The sequence below is a fragment of the Streptomyces sp. Ac-502 genome (assembly GCF_045222935.1).
Taxonomy (GTDB): domain Bacteria; phylum Actinomycetota; class Actinomycetes; order Streptomycetales; family Streptomycetaceae; genus Streptomyces; species Streptomyces monomycini.
Map to the genome: position 1 here is coordinate 6,050,495 of NZ_JBHFFO010000001.1, position 16,751 is coordinate 6,067,245.

Annotated in this window: 17 protein-coding genes; 5 read left to right on the forward strand and 12 right to left on the reverse strand. The window is 72.7% G+C overall.

Going from position 1 to position 16,751, the window contains the following annotated elements; all coding sequences use genetic code 11:
• The first annotated feature begins 75 nt into the window (after nt 1-75).
• Nucleotides 76-1,503 (forward strand): PP2C family protein-serine/threonine phosphatase, encoded by a 1,428-nt coding sequence (locus ACEXOX_RS27510; protein WP_406523858.1) that lies wholly within the window; start codon nt 76-78, stop codon nt 1,501-1,503.
• Between the two features lie 90 nt (nt 1,504-1,593).
• On the opposite strand, the gene ACEXOX_RS27515 is transcribed toward ACEXOX_RS27510, so the two are convergent.
• The 3 genes from ACEXOX_RS27515 to ACEXOX_RS27525 form a co-directional block, all read right to left on the reverse strand.
• Complete coding sequence (locus ACEXOX_RS27515; RefSeq protein WP_030021070.1) at nt 1,594-1,935, reverse strand: DUF2516 family protein; 342 nt, start codon at nt 1,933-1,935, stop codon at nt 1,594-1,596.
• 97 nt (nt 1,936-2,032) lie between these two features.
• Nucleotides 2,033-2,638 carry a hypothetical protein gene (locus ACEXOX_RS27520; RefSeq protein WP_406523859.1) on the reverse strand — a complete coding sequence of 202 codons (606 nt, stop codon included), beginning with the start codon at nt 2,636-2,638 and terminating at the stop codon, nt 2,033-2,035.
• 34 nt (nt 2,639-2,672) lie between these two features.
• Nucleotides 2,673-3,107 carry a helix-turn-helix domain-containing protein gene (locus ACEXOX_RS27525; protein WP_406523860.1) on the reverse strand — a complete coding sequence of 145 codons (435 nt, stop codon included), beginning with the start codon at nt 3,105-3,107 and terminating at the stop codon, nt 2,673-2,675.
• A gap of 840 nt (nt 3,108-3,947) precedes the next feature.
• Between ACEXOX_RS27525 and ACEXOX_RS27530 the strand changes: the two genes are divergently transcribed.
• Nucleotides 3,948-4,988 carry a hypothetical protein gene (locus tag ACEXOX_RS27530; RefSeq protein WP_406523861.1) on the forward strand — a complete coding sequence of 347 codons (1,041 nt, stop codon included), beginning with the start codon at nt 3,948-3,950 and terminating at the stop codon, nt 4,986-4,988.
• A gap of 134 nt (nt 4,989-5,122) precedes the next feature.
• Here the strand turns inward: ACEXOX_RS27530 and ACEXOX_RS27535 are convergent, their stop codons facing one another.
• On the reverse strand, nt 5,123-6,049 hold the full coding sequence (locus tag ACEXOX_RS27535; RefSeq protein ID WP_406523862.1) for a phosphotransferase family protein: 927 nt from the start codon (nt 6,047-6,049) through the stop codon (nt 5,123-5,125).
• A gap of 108 nt (nt 6,050-6,157) precedes the next feature.
• Nucleotides 6,158-6,514 carry an SRPBCC family protein gene (locus ACEXOX_RS27540; RefSeq protein WP_406523863.1) on the reverse strand — a complete coding sequence of 119 codons (357 nt, stop codon included), beginning with the start codon at nt 6,512-6,514 and terminating at the stop codon, nt 6,158-6,160.
• Nucleotides 6,515-6,919: 405 nt separating this feature from the next.
• Between ACEXOX_RS27540 and ACEXOX_RS27545 the strand changes: the two genes are divergently transcribed.
• Nucleotides 6,920-7,645, forward strand: coding sequence for a DUF5710 domain-containing protein (locus tag ACEXOX_RS27545; protein ID WP_406523864.1), 726 nt, complete (start codon nt 6,920-6,922; stop codon nt 7,643-7,645).
• Nucleotides 7,646-7,780: 135 nt separating this feature from the next.
• Here ACEXOX_RS27545 and ACEXOX_RS27550 read toward each other — a convergent pair whose 3' ends face one another.
• Complete coding sequence (locus tag ACEXOX_RS27550; protein ID WP_406523865.1) at nt 7,781-8,680, reverse strand: putative protein N(5)-glutamine methyltransferase; 900 nt, start codon at nt 8,678-8,680, stop codon at nt 7,781-7,783.
• A gap of 377 nt (nt 8,681-9,057) precedes the next feature.
• On the opposite strand from ACEXOX_RS27550, the gene ACEXOX_RS27555 reads away from it, so the two are divergent.
• Nucleotides 9,058-10,419: a carotenoid oxygenase family protein gene (locus ACEXOX_RS27555; protein WP_406523866.1), complete on the forward strand. Its 1,362-nt coding sequence runs from the start codon at nt 9,058-9,060 to the stop codon at nt 10,417-10,419.
• Between the two features lie 173 nt (nt 10,420-10,592).
• Here ACEXOX_RS27555 and ACEXOX_RS27560 read toward each other — a convergent pair whose 3' ends face one another.
• The 5 genes from ACEXOX_RS27560 to ACEXOX_RS27580 all read right to left on the reverse strand — a co-directional run bounded on the left by ACEXOX_RS27560 (nt 10,593) and on the right by ACEXOX_RS27580 (nt 15,054).
• Nucleotides 10,593-11,159, reverse strand: coding sequence for an NADPH-dependent FMN reductase (locus tag ACEXOX_RS27560; protein ID WP_406523867.1), 567 nt, complete (start codon nt 11,157-11,159; stop codon nt 10,593-10,595).
• Between the two features lie 223 nt (nt 11,160-11,382).
• Nucleotides 11,383-11,814, reverse strand: a complete 432-nt coding sequence (locus tag ACEXOX_RS27565) for an ankyrin repeat domain-containing protein (RefSeq protein ID WP_406523868.1) — start codon at nt 11,812-11,814, stop codon at nt 11,383-11,385.
• A 134-nt stretch (nt 11,815-11,948) separates the two neighbouring features.
• Entirely contained in the window at nt 11,949-13,190 is a 1,242-nt protein-coding gene (locus ACEXOX_RS27570; protein ID WP_406523869.1) for a GNAT family N-acetyltransferase, read from the reverse strand.
• A gap of 160 nt (nt 13,191-13,350) precedes the next feature.
• Nucleotides 13,351-14,331, reverse strand: coding sequence for an asparaginase (locus tag ACEXOX_RS27575; protein ID WP_406523870.1), 981 nt, complete (start codon nt 14,329-14,331; stop codon nt 13,351-13,353).
• A gap of 54 nt (nt 14,332-14,385) precedes the next feature.
• Nucleotides 14,386-15,054 (reverse strand): ABC transporter substrate-binding protein, encoded by a 669-nt coding sequence (locus ACEXOX_RS27580; RefSeq protein ID WP_406523871.1) that lies wholly within the window; start codon nt 15,052-15,054, stop codon nt 14,386-14,388.
• Between the two features lie 183 nt (nt 15,055-15,237).
• Between ACEXOX_RS27580 and dtd the strand changes: the two genes are divergently transcribed.
• On the forward strand, nt 15,238-15,663 hold the full coding sequence (gene dtd / locus ACEXOX_RS27585) for a D-aminoacyl-tRNA deacylase (RefSeq protein WP_406523872.1): 426 nt from the start codon (nt 15,238-15,240) through the stop codon (nt 15,661-15,663).
• Between the two features lie 97 nt (nt 15,664-15,760).
• Here dtd and ACEXOX_RS27590 read toward each other — a convergent pair whose 3' ends face one another.
• Nucleotides 15,761-16,741 carry a YgfZ/GcvT domain-containing protein gene (locus ACEXOX_RS27590; RefSeq protein ID WP_406523873.1) on the reverse strand — a complete coding sequence of 327 codons (981 nt, stop codon included), beginning with the start codon at nt 16,739-16,741 and terminating at the stop codon, nt 15,761-15,763.
• Between the last annotated feature and the right edge of the window lie 10 nt (nt 16,742-16,751).

Below are 16,751 nucleotides of genomic sequence, written 5' to 3' on the forward strand. Positions count from 1 at the left end.
GCGGCGGAACCGGGCACAGTGGCGCGCGGTTCGGCGGGCCACTGCGCACCCTCGGGGGAGGGAAGGAAGCAGAGCATGTCCGTACCCATTCCGCGCCAGCGGACGGCCGTACTGCCGCAGGAGGCAGCGCCGGCGGACGGCGCGCGCGACGGCGCGGCGCCCGGGCCCGGGCCCGGGCCGTCGGCGGACACCACAGGCCCCTCGCCCCTCTCCGGGACGTCTGCCCCCGCCCCCTCTCCCTCCCCGCCCCCCTCTTCCTCTCCCTCCCGCTCCGGCGAGGGCGGGCTGACCCTGCTCCTCATAGGCGACGACCCCAGCAGCGCCATACCCGAGATGCGGGACGGGGAAGGGCGCAGGGCCCGCGTCCGTACGGCCCGCAACCTCACCGAGGCGGAGCGGCTGCTCACCGACGACGTGCACTGCATCCTGCTGGACCTGACACCCGCGGGCGTCAGTGACCGCATCGACCGCACCGACCGCACGGACCGGGACGGGCACCCGCCGGAGGAGGACGGCGGCCACGACGAGCTCGGCGCCCTGCGCGCGGTGCTGCGGATGGCCCCCTCCCACGCCGTCCTCGCGCTGACTTCCGAGGCCGACGCCGAGCGGGCCGCCGAGGCCGTCCGCGTCGGCGCGCAGGACTACCTCTTCCACGACGAACTCGACGGCGCCGTCCTCAGCCGGGCGGTGCGGTACGCCGTCGAGCGCAAACGCGCCGACCTCGCACAGCGCCAGCTCACCGAGTCGCGGATGCTGGCCCAGGAGAACCGCCGACTGGAGCGCGGCCTGCTGCCCACCCCGCTCCTGGACGGCTCCGACCTGCGCTTCGCGGCCCGTTACCGCCCCGGACGCAGCCGCGCGCTGCTCGGCGGCGACTTCTACGACACCGTACGGACGGCCGACGGCACCGTGCACGCGATGATCGGCGACGTCTGCGGCCACGGCCCCGACGAGGCCGCGCTCGGCGTGGAACTGCGCATCGCCTGGCGCGCGTTGACGTTCGCCGGGCTGTGCGGCGACGCCCTGCTGTCCACCCTCCAGAAGGTCCTGGAACACGAGCGCGCCGACGACGAGATCTTCGCGACGCTGTGCCTGGTGGACATCGCGCCGGACGGCCGGCACGCCCAGGTGTGCCTGGCCGGCCACCCCGCACCGCTGCTCGCCCGGTCCGGCGGGAAGCCGCGGCTGCTCCCGTACGAGGAGGGCGGCCCGGCCCTGGGCCTGCTGCCGGGCGCCCGCTGGCCGCGCCGCCAGGTCGCGCTGGGCGGCTCCTGGAGCCTGATGATGTACACGGACGGCCTGATCGAAGGCCGCGTCGGCAACGGCAACCAGCGCCTCGGCCAGGAGGGCATGGCGGAGCTGGTGGGGCGCCGGATGGCCGCCGGGCTACGCGGCGAGGAACTGCTCGACGCGGCGGTCACGGAGGTGCGGGACCTCAACGGCGGGGAACTGACGGACGACGTGGCCGTCCTCCTGCTGGACCGGGGACGCGTACAGAACTGAGGCGTACGCGAGCGACGTACGCGCCTCTCGGGTCGTACGCGCCCACCGCGCCCGCCCTCGTACGCCCTCGCCCCCTGCCGGTGAACGCCCCTACCGCCCGCCGTTGAACGGCCCGTACGGCCCGTCCGAACTCGACCCGCCGCGGCGCGGTCCCCGGCCGCCGGTGATCCCCTTGATCGCGGGCCGTACGTCGACGGTGTAGACGATCACGGCGATCAGGCCGATGATCGGCAGGAACGACATCAGCGGCAGCAGGAACAGCAGCGCGGTCGCGATCACCAGGAAGACCAGCCACATGCCTTTGGTCTGCTTGTCGGCCGCCCGGTAGGCGTCCTCGCGCCGTACGGCCGCGTCGACGAGCATCGCGGCGGCGTACACGGCCAGTACCAGCTGCACCCAGCTCAGCACGTTCTGGAACCCGTAGATCAGCACTGCCACCACCCGTTCGACTCTGGTCCGCCGTCGGCCCACCGTACCCGGAGAACGGGCCGGGCACGCGTGGCGTGCCCGGCCCGCCGTCCTGGATCGCCTACTTGCCGTTCTCGCCCGGCGCGGCGGTCTTCTTCGCCGTCGTCTTCTTGGCGGCCGGAGCCTTCCTGGCCGTGGCGCCCTTGGCCTCCGGCTCGCTCGCGACACCGTCCTCCGCGGTCTCCGCGGTCGCCGTCGCGGGCTCCTGCTTCGGCTCCTGACGGGGCTCCGGCTCGATCGCGACCGCGAGGTCCTCGGTCGCCTCGGCGGTCTCGCTGCGCCAGTTCTGCACCGCGCCGCGACCGCGCTCGGCCAGCCCCTCGTAGCCCTCGCGGGCCTTGACCGCGGCCTCGGCGGCCCGGCCGACACCCTGGAGCACGAGGTCCTGCGTCTGCTGGCTCAGCTTCTTGAAGTCGGCGTCGAGCAGACCCAGCTGCCGGGTGATCCAGTCCTGCGCCTCCTTGGCCTCCTTGGTGACGCGGTCCTGCACGGTCTTCGGGTCGGTGTTACGGAGGGCCTCGACGCGCTTGGGCGCTTCCTCGCGGAGCTTGTCGACCAGGGCCGGCAGCTCCTTGGCCTTCTCGGCGGCGAGGTCCACACCGCCCGCGAAGGCGTACAGCGGAGTCGGGTCGGTGAGCACCTTGCGGACGTCGTCGGTGATGGCCATGGCGTGGTTCCTCCTGGTATCGGTGGTCGGTCGCTCAGGTGGCGTGCGGGTCGCCGTCGGCCTCTCGGGCGTCCGGAGCGGGCTCGTGCGCCGTCGCGCCGCCGCTCTCGCCGTGCCCGCTCCCGTGTCCGTTCTCCTTGCGGAAGGACTCGTAGATCTGCAGCAGCACCTGCTTCTGCTTCTCGGTCAGCGCGGGGTCGGTGAGGACCGCGGTGTGCACCTCGACCCCGTCCACCTTCCGCTCGTCGAGGATCCCGGCCTGCACGTACAGCGTCTCGGCGGAGATCCGCAGCGCCTTGGCCAGCTGCTGCAGAATGTCCGCGCTCGGCTTGCGCAGCCCGCGCTCGATCTGACTGAGATACGGGTTGGACACCCCGGCGGCATCGGCCAGCTGCCGCAGACTCAGCTGCGCGCTGCGCCGCTGCTCCCGCAGGAACTCGCCGAGGTTGCCGACGTTGAGTGATGCCATGCCCCGATGGTGCGCCATCCTGCTAACTATTGCAAGCGGGTGCTAGCAAAAGTGGCGTTGGCGGGGGCGGCTGCGCCGGTTGATGGGCCGCCAGAGGTGATGTGGCCGGTCCGCTCTGAGGCGGCCGGGCAGGTGCGTACGTTCCCGTCGTACAGGGGACGGCGCAACTTCTCGGGCTGGTACCGGGCTGCGACCTGCGCCGAGCTGGTGGGTGGCGAGTCGTGGGGAGAGCTGGGGAATCCGATGCGGCTGGATGCCGAGCCGGATGTGATGGCAGTGGCTTCGCGGCCGTTCCGGCTGCCGTGGCGGTACGGCGGACGGGGCCGGCGGGACCGGGAGACAACTTCGCGACCGACGCAAGATGGGTTCCGCTGGACTGCTACCGACAGAGACAAGAAACTTCGCCGGCGCGTTGACCCGCCGCCCCCATGCGTCAGGCAGTGCGGTCGAAGAAATCCGTGTCGCCCTGCAGATGCTCAAGACGGTTCAACCGCAGGCCTGACCCTCACCGTGCTTGCCGTCCGCCGCGACAGCGGAGCAACAGGTTGGGCGGGAAGGCGCGAGCCGGAGCGGCTGTGTCGCTGGCGCGGCCGTGAGGCTCTTGACGATGTGGGACGGCGAGGTGGCCCGCGCTGGGGCACTGTCGACGGGCAGCGGCGACGAGCACGCAGTACCACCACACGATGGCCGGCGCCAGGAGGCCATTCACCACAACGGTCTGCTCTGCAACGCACACCGTCTCATGGACGGCGACGCACCGTGGGCAGCTCGCCCCAGGCGGCCGGTCGCTCCTGCTGCGCCCTGGACCGCAAGCGCTACTCTGCCCATCTCAATCGGGACATGACACTCGGCAAGGATGCAACCTTGATAGTTAACCCGGGGGCCGACGAGGGCGCTCCAGTGCCGCGTTCGGGCGTCGAAGCAGGCCCGGCCGAATCGCTGTCTCACGAGGTGAACTTCCCGCCGGTACAGAACGGTGTCGACTACCTCCTCAGTGTCGTGGACCACCTCACCGCCGAGGAACAACCCCGTCCCCGGGACCTGAAATATGCGGTCCTGCATCTCCAGGCCGCGGCAGAGGTCCTGCTCAAGGCTCGCCTTCAACTCGAACACTGGAGTTTGGTCTTCAAGGACCCTGGCCAGGCCACCCGCGCGAAGTTCGAAGCCGGCGACTTCGATAGTTGCACGACCGCCGGAGCCATTGTCCGCCTGAAGGACATCGCTGGCGTAGTTGTCGCAGACAAGAATGCCAAGAGCCTGGCGATACTCTCCCGGTGGCGCAACTCCCTTCAGCACTACGGGCTCAAGGCCAACGCCCGTGCCGTCGACACTCGGGCGGCCCAAGTGCTCGACTTCCTCATCGCGTTCGTGCATGGGGAGCTCCTGCCAGCCCTTCCAGGCGAAGAAGCTGCCACTGTCGTGTCCGAGCTAGGCCGCGTAGGCGACAAGGTGCGCACCATCAAGTCCTTCATCGAGGCCCGCCTCAAGCGTCTGGCCGACGAGCTCAAGGACTGCAAGGATCGCACCCTGGAGTGCTGCTTCTGCGGTGAGGCTGCCCTCGTCGTCGGGGGAGCGCATCCCCTGTCGTGCCGCTTCTGCCACACAACATGGACTGATCCAAACGATGCTTTGACCGACTATGTCGAAGCGTATGACGTCAACTTTGACAGCAACTTTCAGACCTGCCCGAACTGCGCCGAGTACGCGTTGTTGGTCGGCGGGGCGCGAGTCGTCCAAGCCCCCGAGCAGCGGCGCTCGCTCTGCTTCTCCTGCGGTCTGACCTTTGACGACCTTGCTGAATGCGTTGACTGTCTGAACACGTATGTGTCCGACGCGGAAGACGATCTCGGCCTGTGCGGCGTCTGCTTCGGGGCGAGATAGCCCAATTCTGAACGCATGTAGAGGTTCCCCCGCCCGGGGCGGGGCATCACAGCTCAGCCTAGGAGTACTGTCTCGGATCGATTGAGACAGGACACGTTTCACCCCGTCTCGGGTGCCCCGGACCGCCCCGCCCATCACCCCGCCCCATCCATCAGGGCCGTGACATAGGCATCCAGTCGCTCCTCCAACACCCGTGGCGTCAGGTCTGTCCGGCCGGCCTCCTGCCAGGGCCGGGACACTGCCGGTAGTTCTTCCGAGGATGCCAGCGCGTCCCGTACCTGCCAGTACCGCCGTTCGCTCGCGGTCGCGGCCAGTGTGCCGCCCGCCTCCTCGTACGCGTCGGTGAAGCGCAGGCCCCACGCCGGTCCGTGCAGCAGTGCGAGGACGACGGAGCAGTGCGCCACGTCGAGGTCTGCCGGGCCCCAGGAGGTGGCCGCCCAGTCGACGACGCCGGTGAGGCGGGCGCTTGCGGGGCTTGAGGATGGGGTGTCGAACAGGACGTTGCCGGGCTGGAAGTCGCGGTGCAGGAAGCGTCCTTCGTGGGGCGGCGGGGGGTTGCGGATCACGTTGATGGCGGCTGCCCATGCCGTCGCGTCGGCGTCCGTCGGGGTCACGACGGTTTCGGCCGTCGTCATCGCCACGTACTCCCGGGGCCTCACGGCGGGGCGCAGCCCGTGGATCGCCACGAGTTGGCGGGCGAGTTGGGGGAGGCGCGTCTCCAGCCCGTCGTTGTCGAGGACTGTGCCGCCCGGCAGGTGGGTCATGAGGAGGGAGGGATGCTCGCAGTGCGCGGCGGTCGGGTCGACCGCGACGAGTTCGGGGGCCGGGACGTCGGTGTCGGTGAGCTGGGTCAGGGCGCCGGACTCCCTGTGCAGCCAGTCTTCGGCGTGGTCCGCGTCGACGAAGGTGCGCAGCACCAGGTCGCGGGTGTCGCCGTTTCCTGTGCTGATGGTCAGCTGCCGCATTTCGGCGGTGATGCCGCCGTGCAGGGGCTTGGCGCTGACGACCTGTTCGCCGGGTGCCAGGTGCAGGGTCACCCAAGCGAGGGTCTTCGGGCGCATGGTTGAGAGCTCATTGAGCGTGGTCACCGTGCCAGGTCATCATGTGGGCGGCGGTACGGGCCAGTGGTTTCCCGGTGCGTCGGTGGTGCGCGGGCGTCCTGCGGCCGGTCAGTGGCGGGCGCCGGTCAGGGCCGTGTCTGCGGCGGCGAGGATGTTGCCGAAGGTGCGGGTGATGATGGGGCGGGCCACGTGGCGGGTGAGGAAGCCGCCGAGGAGGGGGACGGGGATCTCGGCGCGGGTGGTCCAGCGGACGTGGGTGCCGGCGGAGGTCTCGGTGAACGTCATGCGGCCGAGTTCGTGCCGGGACGGTGGCAGGCTGCGCTCGACGACGTACTCGATGGCGTACGGCGCGTCGTAGCGGGTGATGCGCTCCCGGAACCAGCCGATCAGCCACAGGTGGCTGCGGACCGCGCCGACGCCGTAGGGCGCGCCCTCCCCGTGCCGGGTCAGGCGGCAGCGCACCACCAGGGGGAGTGGGTGTAGTGGGTGGTCGTGGTGAGCCAGGCGAACACCGTCGCGATCGGGGCGTCGATGACGCGTTCCACGGTCATGGTTTCCATGGCTGGGGTCCTCCTCCGTCGAGTGTGCGCACCGCTTCGGCGTGGTGCGGCTTGTCCGGATCGCGTACGCCGTAGAGGCCGGTGATCGTCCGTCGTGGATCGCGAAGGCGACCAGCCGGTCGAGGCCTCCGTCCGCCACGAACCGGGCGGCGGACGGGACGTGGCACTGGGCATGGCGTCCGGCTCCTCTCCTCGGATGTCATGGAGACACGTCGCGCCGGAGAAGCGTGACAGTCCGGCGGTGTGGTTCGGCTCACAACGCGGGCAGGATGCTGTTGGTCGTAGTGGCCGGTGTTCAAGGGGGTGTTCCATGGCTGACGAACGAGTCTGGCTGGACGTGCCGTTCGCGGAGAAGGACGAGGCCAAGAAAGGCGGCGCGCGCTGGGACCCGGCGGCCAAGCGGTGGTACGCGCCCAGGGCGGGGATGACGGAGCTGCGGCGTTGGGCGGCGGCGCCGGACGTGCCCGACCTGCTGCCCGGCGAGGACCGCGGCCTCGGCAGCGGTCTCTTCGTCGACCTGGTGCCGCGCAGTTGCTGGTTCACCAACGTACGGTCGTGCGTGGCCGCCAAGGACTGGGAGCGGCTGCGCCGTACGATCACCCGCCGGGCCGGGCGCCGCTGCGAGATATGCGGCGCCGCGGAGGACCGGGACGCCAGGCGGTGGCTGGAGGCGCACGAGCGGTGGGCCTTCGACGACACCGCCCGGGTGCAGACCCTCAAGCGGCTCATCTGCCTGTGCACCGACTGCCATACGGTCACCCACTTCGGGTTCGCGCTGGTACGCGGCCTGGAGGCGCAGGCCTTCGCCCATTTGGTGCAGGTCACCGGTATGACCCGGGGCGCGGCCCGGCAGCACGTCAGGGACGCGTTCGACGTGTGGGAGCGGCGGTCCCGGGTGGCGTGGGAACTGGATCTGAGCATGCTCACGAAGGCCGGGATCACGCTGGCACCGCCGCCGGGAGCGGAGGCGCGGGCCCGTACCGCCGAGGAGACGCTCCGGAGGGAGCGGGAGCGGGGGCGGGGCGGGGGTAGGTAGGGCCCACGGTGGCTGCGCTGCCCGCACGGTCCATACGAGCCCGCACGGTCCATACGAGCCCGCACGGTCCGTACGAGCCCGCACGATCCCGCACAACCCCTACGAGACCGCACGGTCCGCGCCGGTCTCAGGCCGTCACGGCGTCCCGGTCGAAGGGCTGGTGCCGATGGCGACGGTCGCGCTGAGGTCGTCGTCCGTCGCCAGCCGGGTGACGAGGCCGCCGCGGCGGAAGGCCGCCAGGGTGTGCGGCGCCTGGCGTCCGCTGGTCTCGATCAGCAGATGGCCGCCGGGGGCGAGCCAGCGGAGCGCGTCGGCCGCCACCCGGCGCTGTACGTCGAGTCCGTCCGCGCCGCCGTCGAGCGCCACGCGGGGTTCGTGGTCGCGGGCTTCCGGGGGCAGCAGGCCGATCGCGTCGGTCGGTACGTAGGGGGCGTTGACGACGAGGAGGTCGACGCGGCCGCGCAGGGCGGGCGGCAGCGGGGCGTAGAGGTCGCCTTCGTACACCTGGCCGTTCGTGGGGCGGAGGTTGCGGCGGGCGCACCGTACGGCGGCGGGTTCGATGTCGGTGGCGTGCAGGTCGATGCGGGGAGGGGCCGAGGGCGGGGCAGAGGAAGGGGTGGGGGACGGGGGAGCGGGAGAGGCCGGAAAAAGGGCGGCGGCCGCGGCCAGTGCCGCGCCGACCGCGCCCGTACCGCAGCACAGGTCGACGACGACGGGCCGTGGTCCGGCCGTGCCGCGGGCCCGGAGGAGCGCTGCGGCCTGGGCGACGAGGAATTCGGTGCGGCGGCGGGGGACGAAGACACCGGGGTCGACGGCGATCCGCAGGCCGCAGAACTCGGCCCAGCCGAGGACCTGTTCCAGGGGATGGCCGGCGACGCGGCGGTCCGTCATGGCGGTGAGGTCGGACGGGGTGCGGGCCGTGGAGAGGAGGAGCTGGGCCTCGTCCTCGGCGAAGACGCAGCCGGCCGCGCGGAGTCTGGTGACGAGTCCGGCGGGGGCCGGGGCGGCGGCGGGGGCGGGCAGCGGGAGTGACATGCGCGTTGGGGCCTTTCGGGATACCGAAGGGCGCTCTCGCGGTCACCTGCCTCGGAGGGACCGTACAGCCGTGAGGTGAGAGCACCCGGCTTGAACAGCGGTAATGGGTCTCACCTCCTTGGTCGTCCACTGTGTGTGGGCTGGTCACCTTACCCGAATCCGGGAACGGAGGGCAGGCGCGGCGGCGTGCGGCGGTGCGCCTGCCGGGGGCGCGCGTGGCGTCCTGCGCGCCCGTCGGGCTGCCGCCGGTCTCGACGTGGCGGTTCCGGGGTTGGAGGGTGGAGGCGGGGTGCCACCGCGGGAGGTGGTGACCGGGGGGTCACCACGGGGCGGGGCCGGGAAGGCGGGCGGCTATGGCGGGTGCCGGAAACCCTTACATGCGGGGGCTGTTCGCCCCGGTGCGGGAGGAGACCACCGCGTACGAGATGGCCGTGACCGGCCGGATCCCGGAGGAGCTGGACGGGCGCTATGTGCGCAACGGGCCCAATCCGCTGGGGGTGGACGACCCGGCGGCGTACCACTGGTTCAGCGGTGACGGGATGCTGCACGGTCTGCGGCTGCGCGGCGGCCGGGCCGAGTGGTACCGCAGCCGCTGGGTGCGGTCGGACGCGATGGCGCTGCGGCTGGGCGAGAAGATCCTGCACGGGCCGCGCCACCTGGACATGGACTTCGCCCCGAACACCCACGTCACGCGCTTCGCCGGACGCCTCCTGGCGCTGGTCGAGGGCGGCGCGCTGCCGTACGAGCTGGACGGCGACCTGGAGACGGTGGGCCCCTTCGACTTCGCCGGCACGCTGCCGGGCGGCCTCGCCGCGCACACCACCGTCGACCCGGACACCGACGAGCTGCACTGCGTGGCGTACTGCTGGGCCTGGCCGTACGTGCAGTACCTGGTCGCGGGGACGGACGGCCGGATCCGGCGGCGCGTGGACGTCCCGGTCGACGGGCGGCCGATGATGCACGACTTCTCGCTGACCGAGCGGCATGTGCTGCTGTACGACCTGCCGGTGGTCTTCAACCCGGGCGGGGTGGGAATCGGCCCGTCCTTCCCGTACGTGTGGGAGCCGGGGCGCCCGGCCCGGCTGGGTGTGCTGCCGCGGGAGGGGACGGCGTCGGACGTGCGGTGGCTGGAGATCGACCCGTGCTTCGTCTTCCATCCGATGAACGCGTACGAGGCGGAGGACGGCAGCGGCCTGATCGTCGTCCATCTGGTGCGCTACGACCGGCTGTTCGCGAAGGGCCGTACGGGACCCGACGGGTCGCCGCCCGCGCTGGAGCGCTGGACGGTGGACCTCCGGGCGGGCCGGGTACGGCGTGCGCGGGTGGACGACCGGCCGGTGGAGCTGCCGCGGGTGGACCCTCGGCGGCTCACGCTGCCGCACCGGTACGGGTACGCGGTGCTGGAATCCGGAGCCGAGGACGTACGGGTGGCGCACTTCCCGGGGATAGAGCGGGTGGGGGTGGGCCTGGTCAAGTACGACCTGGAGCGCGGCACCAGCGAGGTGCGCCGCTTCGCGCCCCAGGGCGGCGTGGGGGAGGCCGTGTTCGTGCCCGCCGGTCCGGACGCCGCCGAGGACGACGGCTGGCTGATGGCGTACGTCTTCGACCCGGACCGCGACGCCACGGATCTCGTCATCCTCGACGCGCGGGACTTCACGGGGGAGCCGGTCGCGCGGGTGCACCTGCCGGTGCGGGTGCCGGTCGGGTTCCACGGCGCGTGGATTCCGGACCGGGAGTGAGGGGCCGGGAGTGAGGAGCCGGGGGTGAGCTGGGCAGCGGGGCTGCCGGGCGGGCCGTACGGGGACGGGAGCCCGCCGGCCGTCGCGCGGGACACGGACCCGACCCCCGTGCGGGGCCGTGTCGTGCGCGAAGGCCGGGCGGGGCTGCCGTGTCCGCCGTACGGGGCCGGGGCTCACCCTCCGTACGGACGGGCCTCCCGGGCCTCCCGCAGGGCCTGGGCCCACCAGGCGAGCTGGTCCAGCAGCACGGTGGCGGCCTGGTCGGCGTCCAGGGGCTCGCGCAGCTTGCCGTCGTCGTCGAAGAGGCTGCCGGCCATCGGGAAGCTGACCGTCTCGCGCACCGTGGTCGCGTGCAACTCGGCGAACACCAGGCGGAGTTGCTCGACGGCGCGCAGGCCGCCGGAGATTCCGCCGTACGAGACGAAGCCGACCGGCTTGGCCTGCCACTCCTGGCGCAGCAGGTCGACGGCGTGCTTGAGCGGGGCGGGGAAGGAGTGGTTGTACTCGGGGGTGATGACGACGAAGGCGTCCGCGGCGCCGACGCGCTTGGCGTAGGACGCCATCTCCTCGCTGCCGTACCGCAGGGCGTACGGGTCGATCTCGGCGAGGTCGAGCACGTCGGCCACGACGTCGTCGCGGCGTCCGGCGTGTGCGGTGAACCAGTTCGCGACGACGGGCGCGAACCGGCCCTCGCGGGTGCTGCCGACGATGACGGCCAGGGTGAAGGGGCGCTCGGGCATGGCGGGGCCTCCTGAAGGCGGTGGAGCGGAGCCGGTGGTCGGCTTCGGGACCCGACGCTAAAACCTCAACCAAAGTTGATGTCAATGCCTGGCCCTGGGCTCACCCGCGCCATCGCGCCCGGCGGCCGCGGACCTTCCGGCGGCCGCGGGCCCTCCGGCGGCCCCGGGCCGTCCGGCGGCCCCCGCGTCGCCCGGGGGCCGTCCGTTCACCGGCCGCCCCGCGTCACTCCGCCCCGAACAGCGTGAGCAGGTCCGTCTTCTGGAACATCCGGGCCGTCTCCACCGCGGAGGGGGTGCCCGCGGCCGGGTCGGCGCCGTGCGCCACCAGGAGGCGGACGATCGCGTCCTCGCCCTTGAAGACGGCCCCGGCCAGCGGGGTCTGGCCCCGGTCGTTGGGACGGTCCGGGTCGGCGCCGCGCTCCAGCAGGGCCGTCACCGCGTCGGCGTGGCCGTGATAGGCGGCGAGCATCACCAGGGTGTCGCCCTTGTCGTTGGTGAGGTTGGCGGGCACCCCGGCATCCACGTACGCGGCGAGGGTGTCGGTGTCGCCGTGCCGTGCCAGGTCGAAGACCTTGGCCGCGAGCTGCAGCACCTCGGGGTCGTGCGCGTGCTCGGTCGTGTCGGGACTCTGGGGCTCCGTGTTCGCGTCACTCATGGTCGCCGGCCTCCTGCTCTGGTGGTGCGGCGGTGTCCTGCAACTCCCGCCCGGGCCTCTACTTGTCCCCGCCACCCTATTCAGCACACCTGCCGGGCGGCCCCGGCGCGCGCCAGGGGCCTGCCCGGTCCGCGTCAGAACTCGTCCGGGCACCACGGCCGGCGTGCCGTGCGCAGCAGGAGGTCGGCGGTCGCCAGCGCGCCCGGCCGTTCCTCGTCGACACGGCCCAGCGCTGCCAGCCGTAGCGCGGACTCGTCGCCCAGGTAGAGCGAGGCGAAGGCGCCAACGTCCAGGGTGAGGTCCGCGCCGCGGTCCGTACGCGTACAGGTGGCGCCGTCCGGCCCGGCCTCCAGGAGGTAGCGTCCGTCGGCCAGTTCCGCCTCGTCCCGGATCTCCAGGACGAGGGAGCCGGCCGTCGGATACGTACGCGCCTCCAGCAGCCGGGGAATGTCCAGCGGCCGGATCCACAGGTAGTCGGAGTGCTGCACGACGCGCGCCGCGCGCGGGTCGCCCAGGTGGTGCGGCAGCAGGTCGTCGGGCGGGCGGAGGCCGGTCCTGACGTGCAGGACCCAGTCGATCGAGCACAGGAACAGCCACAGGGCCCGCTCGGCGGCCGGGGTGGTCGCGGTCAGGCGGTCGACGGTGAGGGTGTTCTGCGGCTGTTGGTGTTCCCACACGTTGGTCGTCCGGTACGTGACCAGGCCCTCGACCTCGCCGGACGCGGACCGGTGGACGGCGTGGAAGCGCCGGCTCGCGGGGACGTGCGGCAGCGGGACGGCGCCCGTCTGGACCTGCCACCAGACGGCGGGCAGGTCGATCGCGCCGGGCTGCCTGGCGCGGAACCGTTCGTGCAGCGCGGGGCCGAGCTCCCGGACCTCGGCGGCGTCGGCGAAGTCGACCCGGCCACCGTCGTCCGGGCCCGCGTGCCGCGGGTCCAGCGCGGCCCGCGCCACGTCGATCTGCCACTCGGTGCTCCAGGCGGCGGGACCGAAGCCGTACCGCCCGTAGATCGGGTACTCCGCGGCGATCAGCGTGGCGAGGGCGTCACCGCGCTCCTTGGCGGCCCGCAGGTCGCCGGTCATCATCCGGGTGAGCAGCCCGCGCCGCCGGTGGGTGGGCGAGACCGTCACGGACGTGACGGCGTCGGCGGACACCCGGGCGCCGCCGGGCACGGTCAGCTCCTGCGGGAAGCTGCGGAACGTGGCGACCCAGCGGCCGTTGTCGTACGCGCCCTGGGTGCGGTCCGGGAGGTAGTTGCCGCGGCGGAACTCGATTTCCTCCTTGGACACCTCGGGCGGCCGCAGGAAGCCCACGCTCAGGCCCCGCATCCAGTCGGGTATGTCCGCGTCGCCGACCTTGCGCAGCTCGATGCTCATGGCCGTACGGTAGCCACGGTGCTGTACCGCCGTCGCGGCATTTTCGCGGGCCGCGGCCGGGCATCGGGAAGCCGGGCGCCCGGAGGCCGGTCGCCAGGAGGCCGGGCGGCCGCCCCTCAGAACGCCCGGCGCCGCCCTCCGGAAGCCCTGCGCCGCCCCCTCAGAACGCCGCGCGTATCTCCCCGACCCGCTCCGCGCCGCCCAGCAGCGGCGCCTCCGCGATGCGCTCCAGCACCGGCGACTCGACGCCCATCAGGCGCAGCACCCGGGCGAGCACCGGGCCGAGCGTGCGGCTCGCGCCGTCGTCGACCTTGAACGCCAGCGCCCGTCCGTCCGGCAGCGCCACCGCCTGCACGGCCTCCGCGCCCATCTTGGACAGCACGCCGGGCAGCGCCCGCATCAGCCAGGTGTCGGGGCGGCGGGTGCCCGCCACGTACTCCGGGTGGGCGCGCATCGCGTCGGCCACGCGCCGCTCCGGCGTACCGGCGTCGGCCAGCACGAAGTGCCGGAACGAGCGGGCCAGACCGGTCAGCGATATCGCCATCAGCGGCGCGCCGCAGCCGTCCGTGCCGATGTGCTCGACGCGCTCGCCGCTGGCGGAGCGCACCGTCTCCAGGGCCAGCTGCTGGAGCGGGTGGTCCGGGTGGAGGTAGGAGTCCAGCGGCCAGCCGTTGGCGGCGCAGGCGGCCAGCATGGCGGTGTGCTTGCCGGAGCAGTTCATGGTCAGCGGCTCGCGCACCCGCCCGGACGCCAGGTACGTCTCCGCCTCCGCCGGGTCCAGCGGCAGGTCGGGCGGGGTCTGCACCAGCTCGGGGGCCAGTCCGTGCTCGCTGAGCATCTTCTGGACGAGGTCGAGGTGAAAGCTTTCGCCGGAGTGGCTGGCGGCGGCCAGCGCCAGCCGTTCGCCGGACAGGTCCAGGCCCGCCCGCAGGATGGCGGCGGCCTGCATCGGCTTGTTGGCGGAGCGCGGGAAGACCGGGGAGGTGACGTCACCGAGGGCGCTCTGCACGCTGCCGTCCGCCGCCAGGACCACCAGGGAGCCGCGGTGCCGGCCCTCGACGAAGCCCGAACGCACGACCTCGGCGAGGACGGGGGACATACCGGACGGGGCGGACCCTTCGGTAACGGTGGAGGAACTCATCGGGGGCCTTCCGGGGGAGTGACCCGCGATCCCCCGGAACGGTGCGCCGTCGGGTCAGGAGAGCAGGTCGTCTACTTGTGCTTCACCTTCACGGTACCTGCGGGCGATCTCCGCACTGCAATCGTCCGCGGTCCGCTGCAGCGCCTGGCGCCGCCGGGAGACCTGCTGCTCGTAACGGACCAGACGGCCCATCGCGTCGTGCAGCTCCTGGTCCGTACGGGCGGTGAGGTCGGACAACTCCACCTCGCCGAGCATCTGCTCCGCGAGCTGGCGGTACTCCTCGCTGTGCGGCATCCCGAGCGTCACGTGGCGGGCCGAGGAGCGGTGCTGCGACGGCCCGTCCGTCAGGATCTCCGGCAGCCGGTCCAGCAGGGGCGAGTGCGGGGCCGTACGGCGGGTGCTCTCGGCCCGCAGGATGTCGATCCGGCCTTGCAGCAGCCGCCGCACATAGCTCAGGTCGGCCTCCTCCTGCTGCGCCTCGCGCCGCACGACACGCAGGTCGGGCAGGCTCAGCCGGTGCAGGTCGGGCCGCGGGACCGGGCGGAAGCGGTCGCGTTGCAGCGGCGGCCGGTGCGGCGCCGTGCCTGCCTGGAACATGGGGCCGTCCTCCGTGCGGGCGGACCCGGCGGGTGCCGGGGCCGGCGGGGTCGTACGGGCCGCCGTCGGCGCCGTACGGGCGATCGGTACGGGTCCGGGGGTGTGCCCGGGACCGGCAGTGCTCATGAGTCGTTCCGTCCCCTCGTCCGGTGCGGCCGTGCGGGCACGTTGTCCGCGCGACGCACCGCGTGCACGCATCGTGCCACTGCGGGCGGGCCGTCCGCAGGGCCAGCCATGGCCATGGCACCCGAACGGCCCCGGGAGGGTACGGCTGTCCCGGGCCCGGGCGTGCCGTGCATCATGGGCGGTATGCGAGCTGTGGTGCAGAGGGTCGACGGCGCACGCGTCGAGGTGGACGGCGAAACGGTCGGGGAGATCGTCGGTGAAGGGCTGTGCGTGCTGGTCGGAGTGACGCACGACGACACCCCGGAGAAGGCGGCGCAGCTCGCCCGCAAGCTGTGGTCAGTGCGCATTCTGGACGGCGAGAAGTCCTGCTCGGACACGGGTGCGGGCCTGCTGGTGATCAGTCAGTTCACTCTCTACGGTGACGCCCGCAAGGGCCGTCGGCCCACCTGGAACGCGGCGGCCCCCGGCCCGGTGGCCGAACCCCTCGTCGACGAGGTCGTCACGCGGCTCCGCGCGCTGGGCGCGGAGGTCGCGACGGGCCGCTTCGGCGCGGACATGAAGGTCTCGCTGACGAACGACGGCCCGTTCACGGTGCTCCTGGAGGTCTGAGCCGCGGCTTCCGGGCCGCGGCTCCTTCCCGGCGGCCTTACGGCTCGACCGCGACCTTCTGCCTGCCCTACGGCTCGCCGACGACCTCCTTACTGCCCTACGGCTCGACCACGACCTCCTGCGCCGCCGCCGTGCTCTCCACGAGCAGCGGCGCGTCCACGGGCACGTTGCGCTTGACCAGGGCCAGCGCGATGGGGCCCAGCTCGTGGTGGCGGGCCGAGGTGGTGACGAAGCCGAGCTGACGGCCCTCGGCGCCGTCGGCGGCCAGGCGTACGGGCGCGCCGTGCGGCGGCAGGTGCACCTCGCTGCCGTCCAGGTGGAGGAAGACCAGGCGGCGCGGCGGCTTCCCCAGGTTGTGGACGCGGGCCACCGTCTCCTGGCCGCGGTAGCAGCCCTTCTGGAGGTGCACGGCGGTGCCGATCCAGCCCAGCTCGTGCGGAATGGTGCGGTGGTCGGTCTCGCGGCCCAGGCGCGGCCGGTGCGCCTCGACGCGCAGCGCCTCCAGGGCCAGCGTGCCGACGGCGGGGCCGTTGGCCGAGGCGAAGGCTTCCAGGCCCGCGCGGGGCAGGAAGACGTCCCGGCCGTGCGGGGTCTCCCGGACGACCGCGTCCTTCGGCGCCTCGGCGATGGAACCGGCCGGCAGGTGGACGACCGCGTGGTCGTCCGTACGGTCGGCGACCTCGACGCGGTAGAAGAACTTCATGCTCTCCAGGTAGGCGATCAGCGCCTCCTCGTCGCCCGGCTCGGTGTGCAGCCAGGTCGTCTCCCCGTCGTCCACGAGGTAGAGGGCGTGCTCGATGTGGCCGTTGGCGGAGAGGATCAGGGCCTCGGTGGCGTGGCCCGGGGCGAGGTCGGTGACGTGCTGGGTCAGCAGCAGGTGCAGCCAGCTCAGCCGCTCGGGGCCGCTGACGGCGACGACGCCGCGGTGCGAGAGGTCGACGAAACCGCGGCCGTCCGCGAGGGTGCGTTGTTCGCGGAACAGGTCGCCGTAGTGTGCGGCGACGCCTTCGTCGGGGGCCTCGGCCGGGACGGCACCGGGCAGCGACAGCAGCGGACTGGCTTCACGTGGGCGCGGCATACCCCCAGCG

Coding starts and splice junctions, on each gene's coding strand:
- ACEXOX_RS27510 (WP_406523858.1), top strand. CDS start 76: ATGTCCGTACCCATTCCGCGCCAGCGGACGGCCGTACTGCCGCAGGAG.
- ACEXOX_RS27520 (WP_406523859.1), bottom strand. CDS start 2,638: ATGGCCATCACCGACGACGTCCGCAAGGTGCTCACCGACCCGACTCCG.
- ACEXOX_RS27525 (WP_406523860.1), bottom strand. CDS start 3,107: ATGGCATCACTCAACGTCGGCAACCTCGGCGAGTTCCTGCGGGAGCAG.
- ACEXOX_RS27530 (WP_406523861.1), top strand. CDS start 3,948: ATGACACTCGGCAAGGATGCAACCTTGATAGTTAACCCGGGGGCCGAC.
- ACEXOX_RS27535 (WP_406523862.1), bottom strand. CDS start 6,049: ATGCGCCCGAAGACCCTCGCTTGGGTGACCCTGCACCTGGCACCCGGC.
- ACEXOX_RS27545 (WP_406523864.1), top strand. CDS start 6,920: ATGGCTGACGAACGAGTCTGGCTGGACGTGCCGTTCGCGGAGAAGGAC.
- ACEXOX_RS27550 (WP_406523865.1), bottom strand. CDS start 8,680: ATGTCACTCCCGCTGCCCGCCCCCGCCGCCGCCCCGGCCCCCGCCGGA.
- ACEXOX_RS27555 (WP_406523866.1), top strand. CDS start 9,058: ATGCGGGGGCTGTTCGCCCCGGTGCGGGAGGAGACCACCGCGTACGAG.
- ACEXOX_RS27560 (WP_406523867.1), bottom strand. CDS start 11,159: ATGCCCGAGCGCCCCTTCACCCTGGCCGTCATCGTCGGCAGCACCCGC.
- ACEXOX_RS27565 (WP_406523868.1), bottom strand. CDS start 11,814: ATGAGTGACGCGAACACGGAGCCCCAGAGTCCCGACACGACCGAGCAC.
- ACEXOX_RS27570 (WP_406523869.1), bottom strand. CDS start 13,190: ATGAGCATCGAGCTGCGCAAGGTCGGCGACGCGGACATACCCGACTGG.
- ACEXOX_RS27575 (WP_406523870.1), bottom strand. CDS start 14,331: ATGAGTTCCTCCACCGTTACCGAAGGGTCCGCCCCGTCCGGTATGTCC.
- ACEXOX_RS27580 (WP_406523871.1), bottom strand. CDS start 15,054: ATGAGCACTGCCGGTCCCGGGCACACCCCCGGACCCGTACCGATCGCC.
- dtd (WP_406523872.1), top strand. CDS start 15,238: ATGCGAGCTGTGGTGCAGAGGGTCGACGGCGCACGCGTCGAGGTGGAC.
- ACEXOX_RS27590 (WP_406523873.1), bottom strand. CDS start 16,741: ATGCCGCGCCCACGTGAAGCCAGTCCGCTGCTGTCGCTGCCCGGTGCC.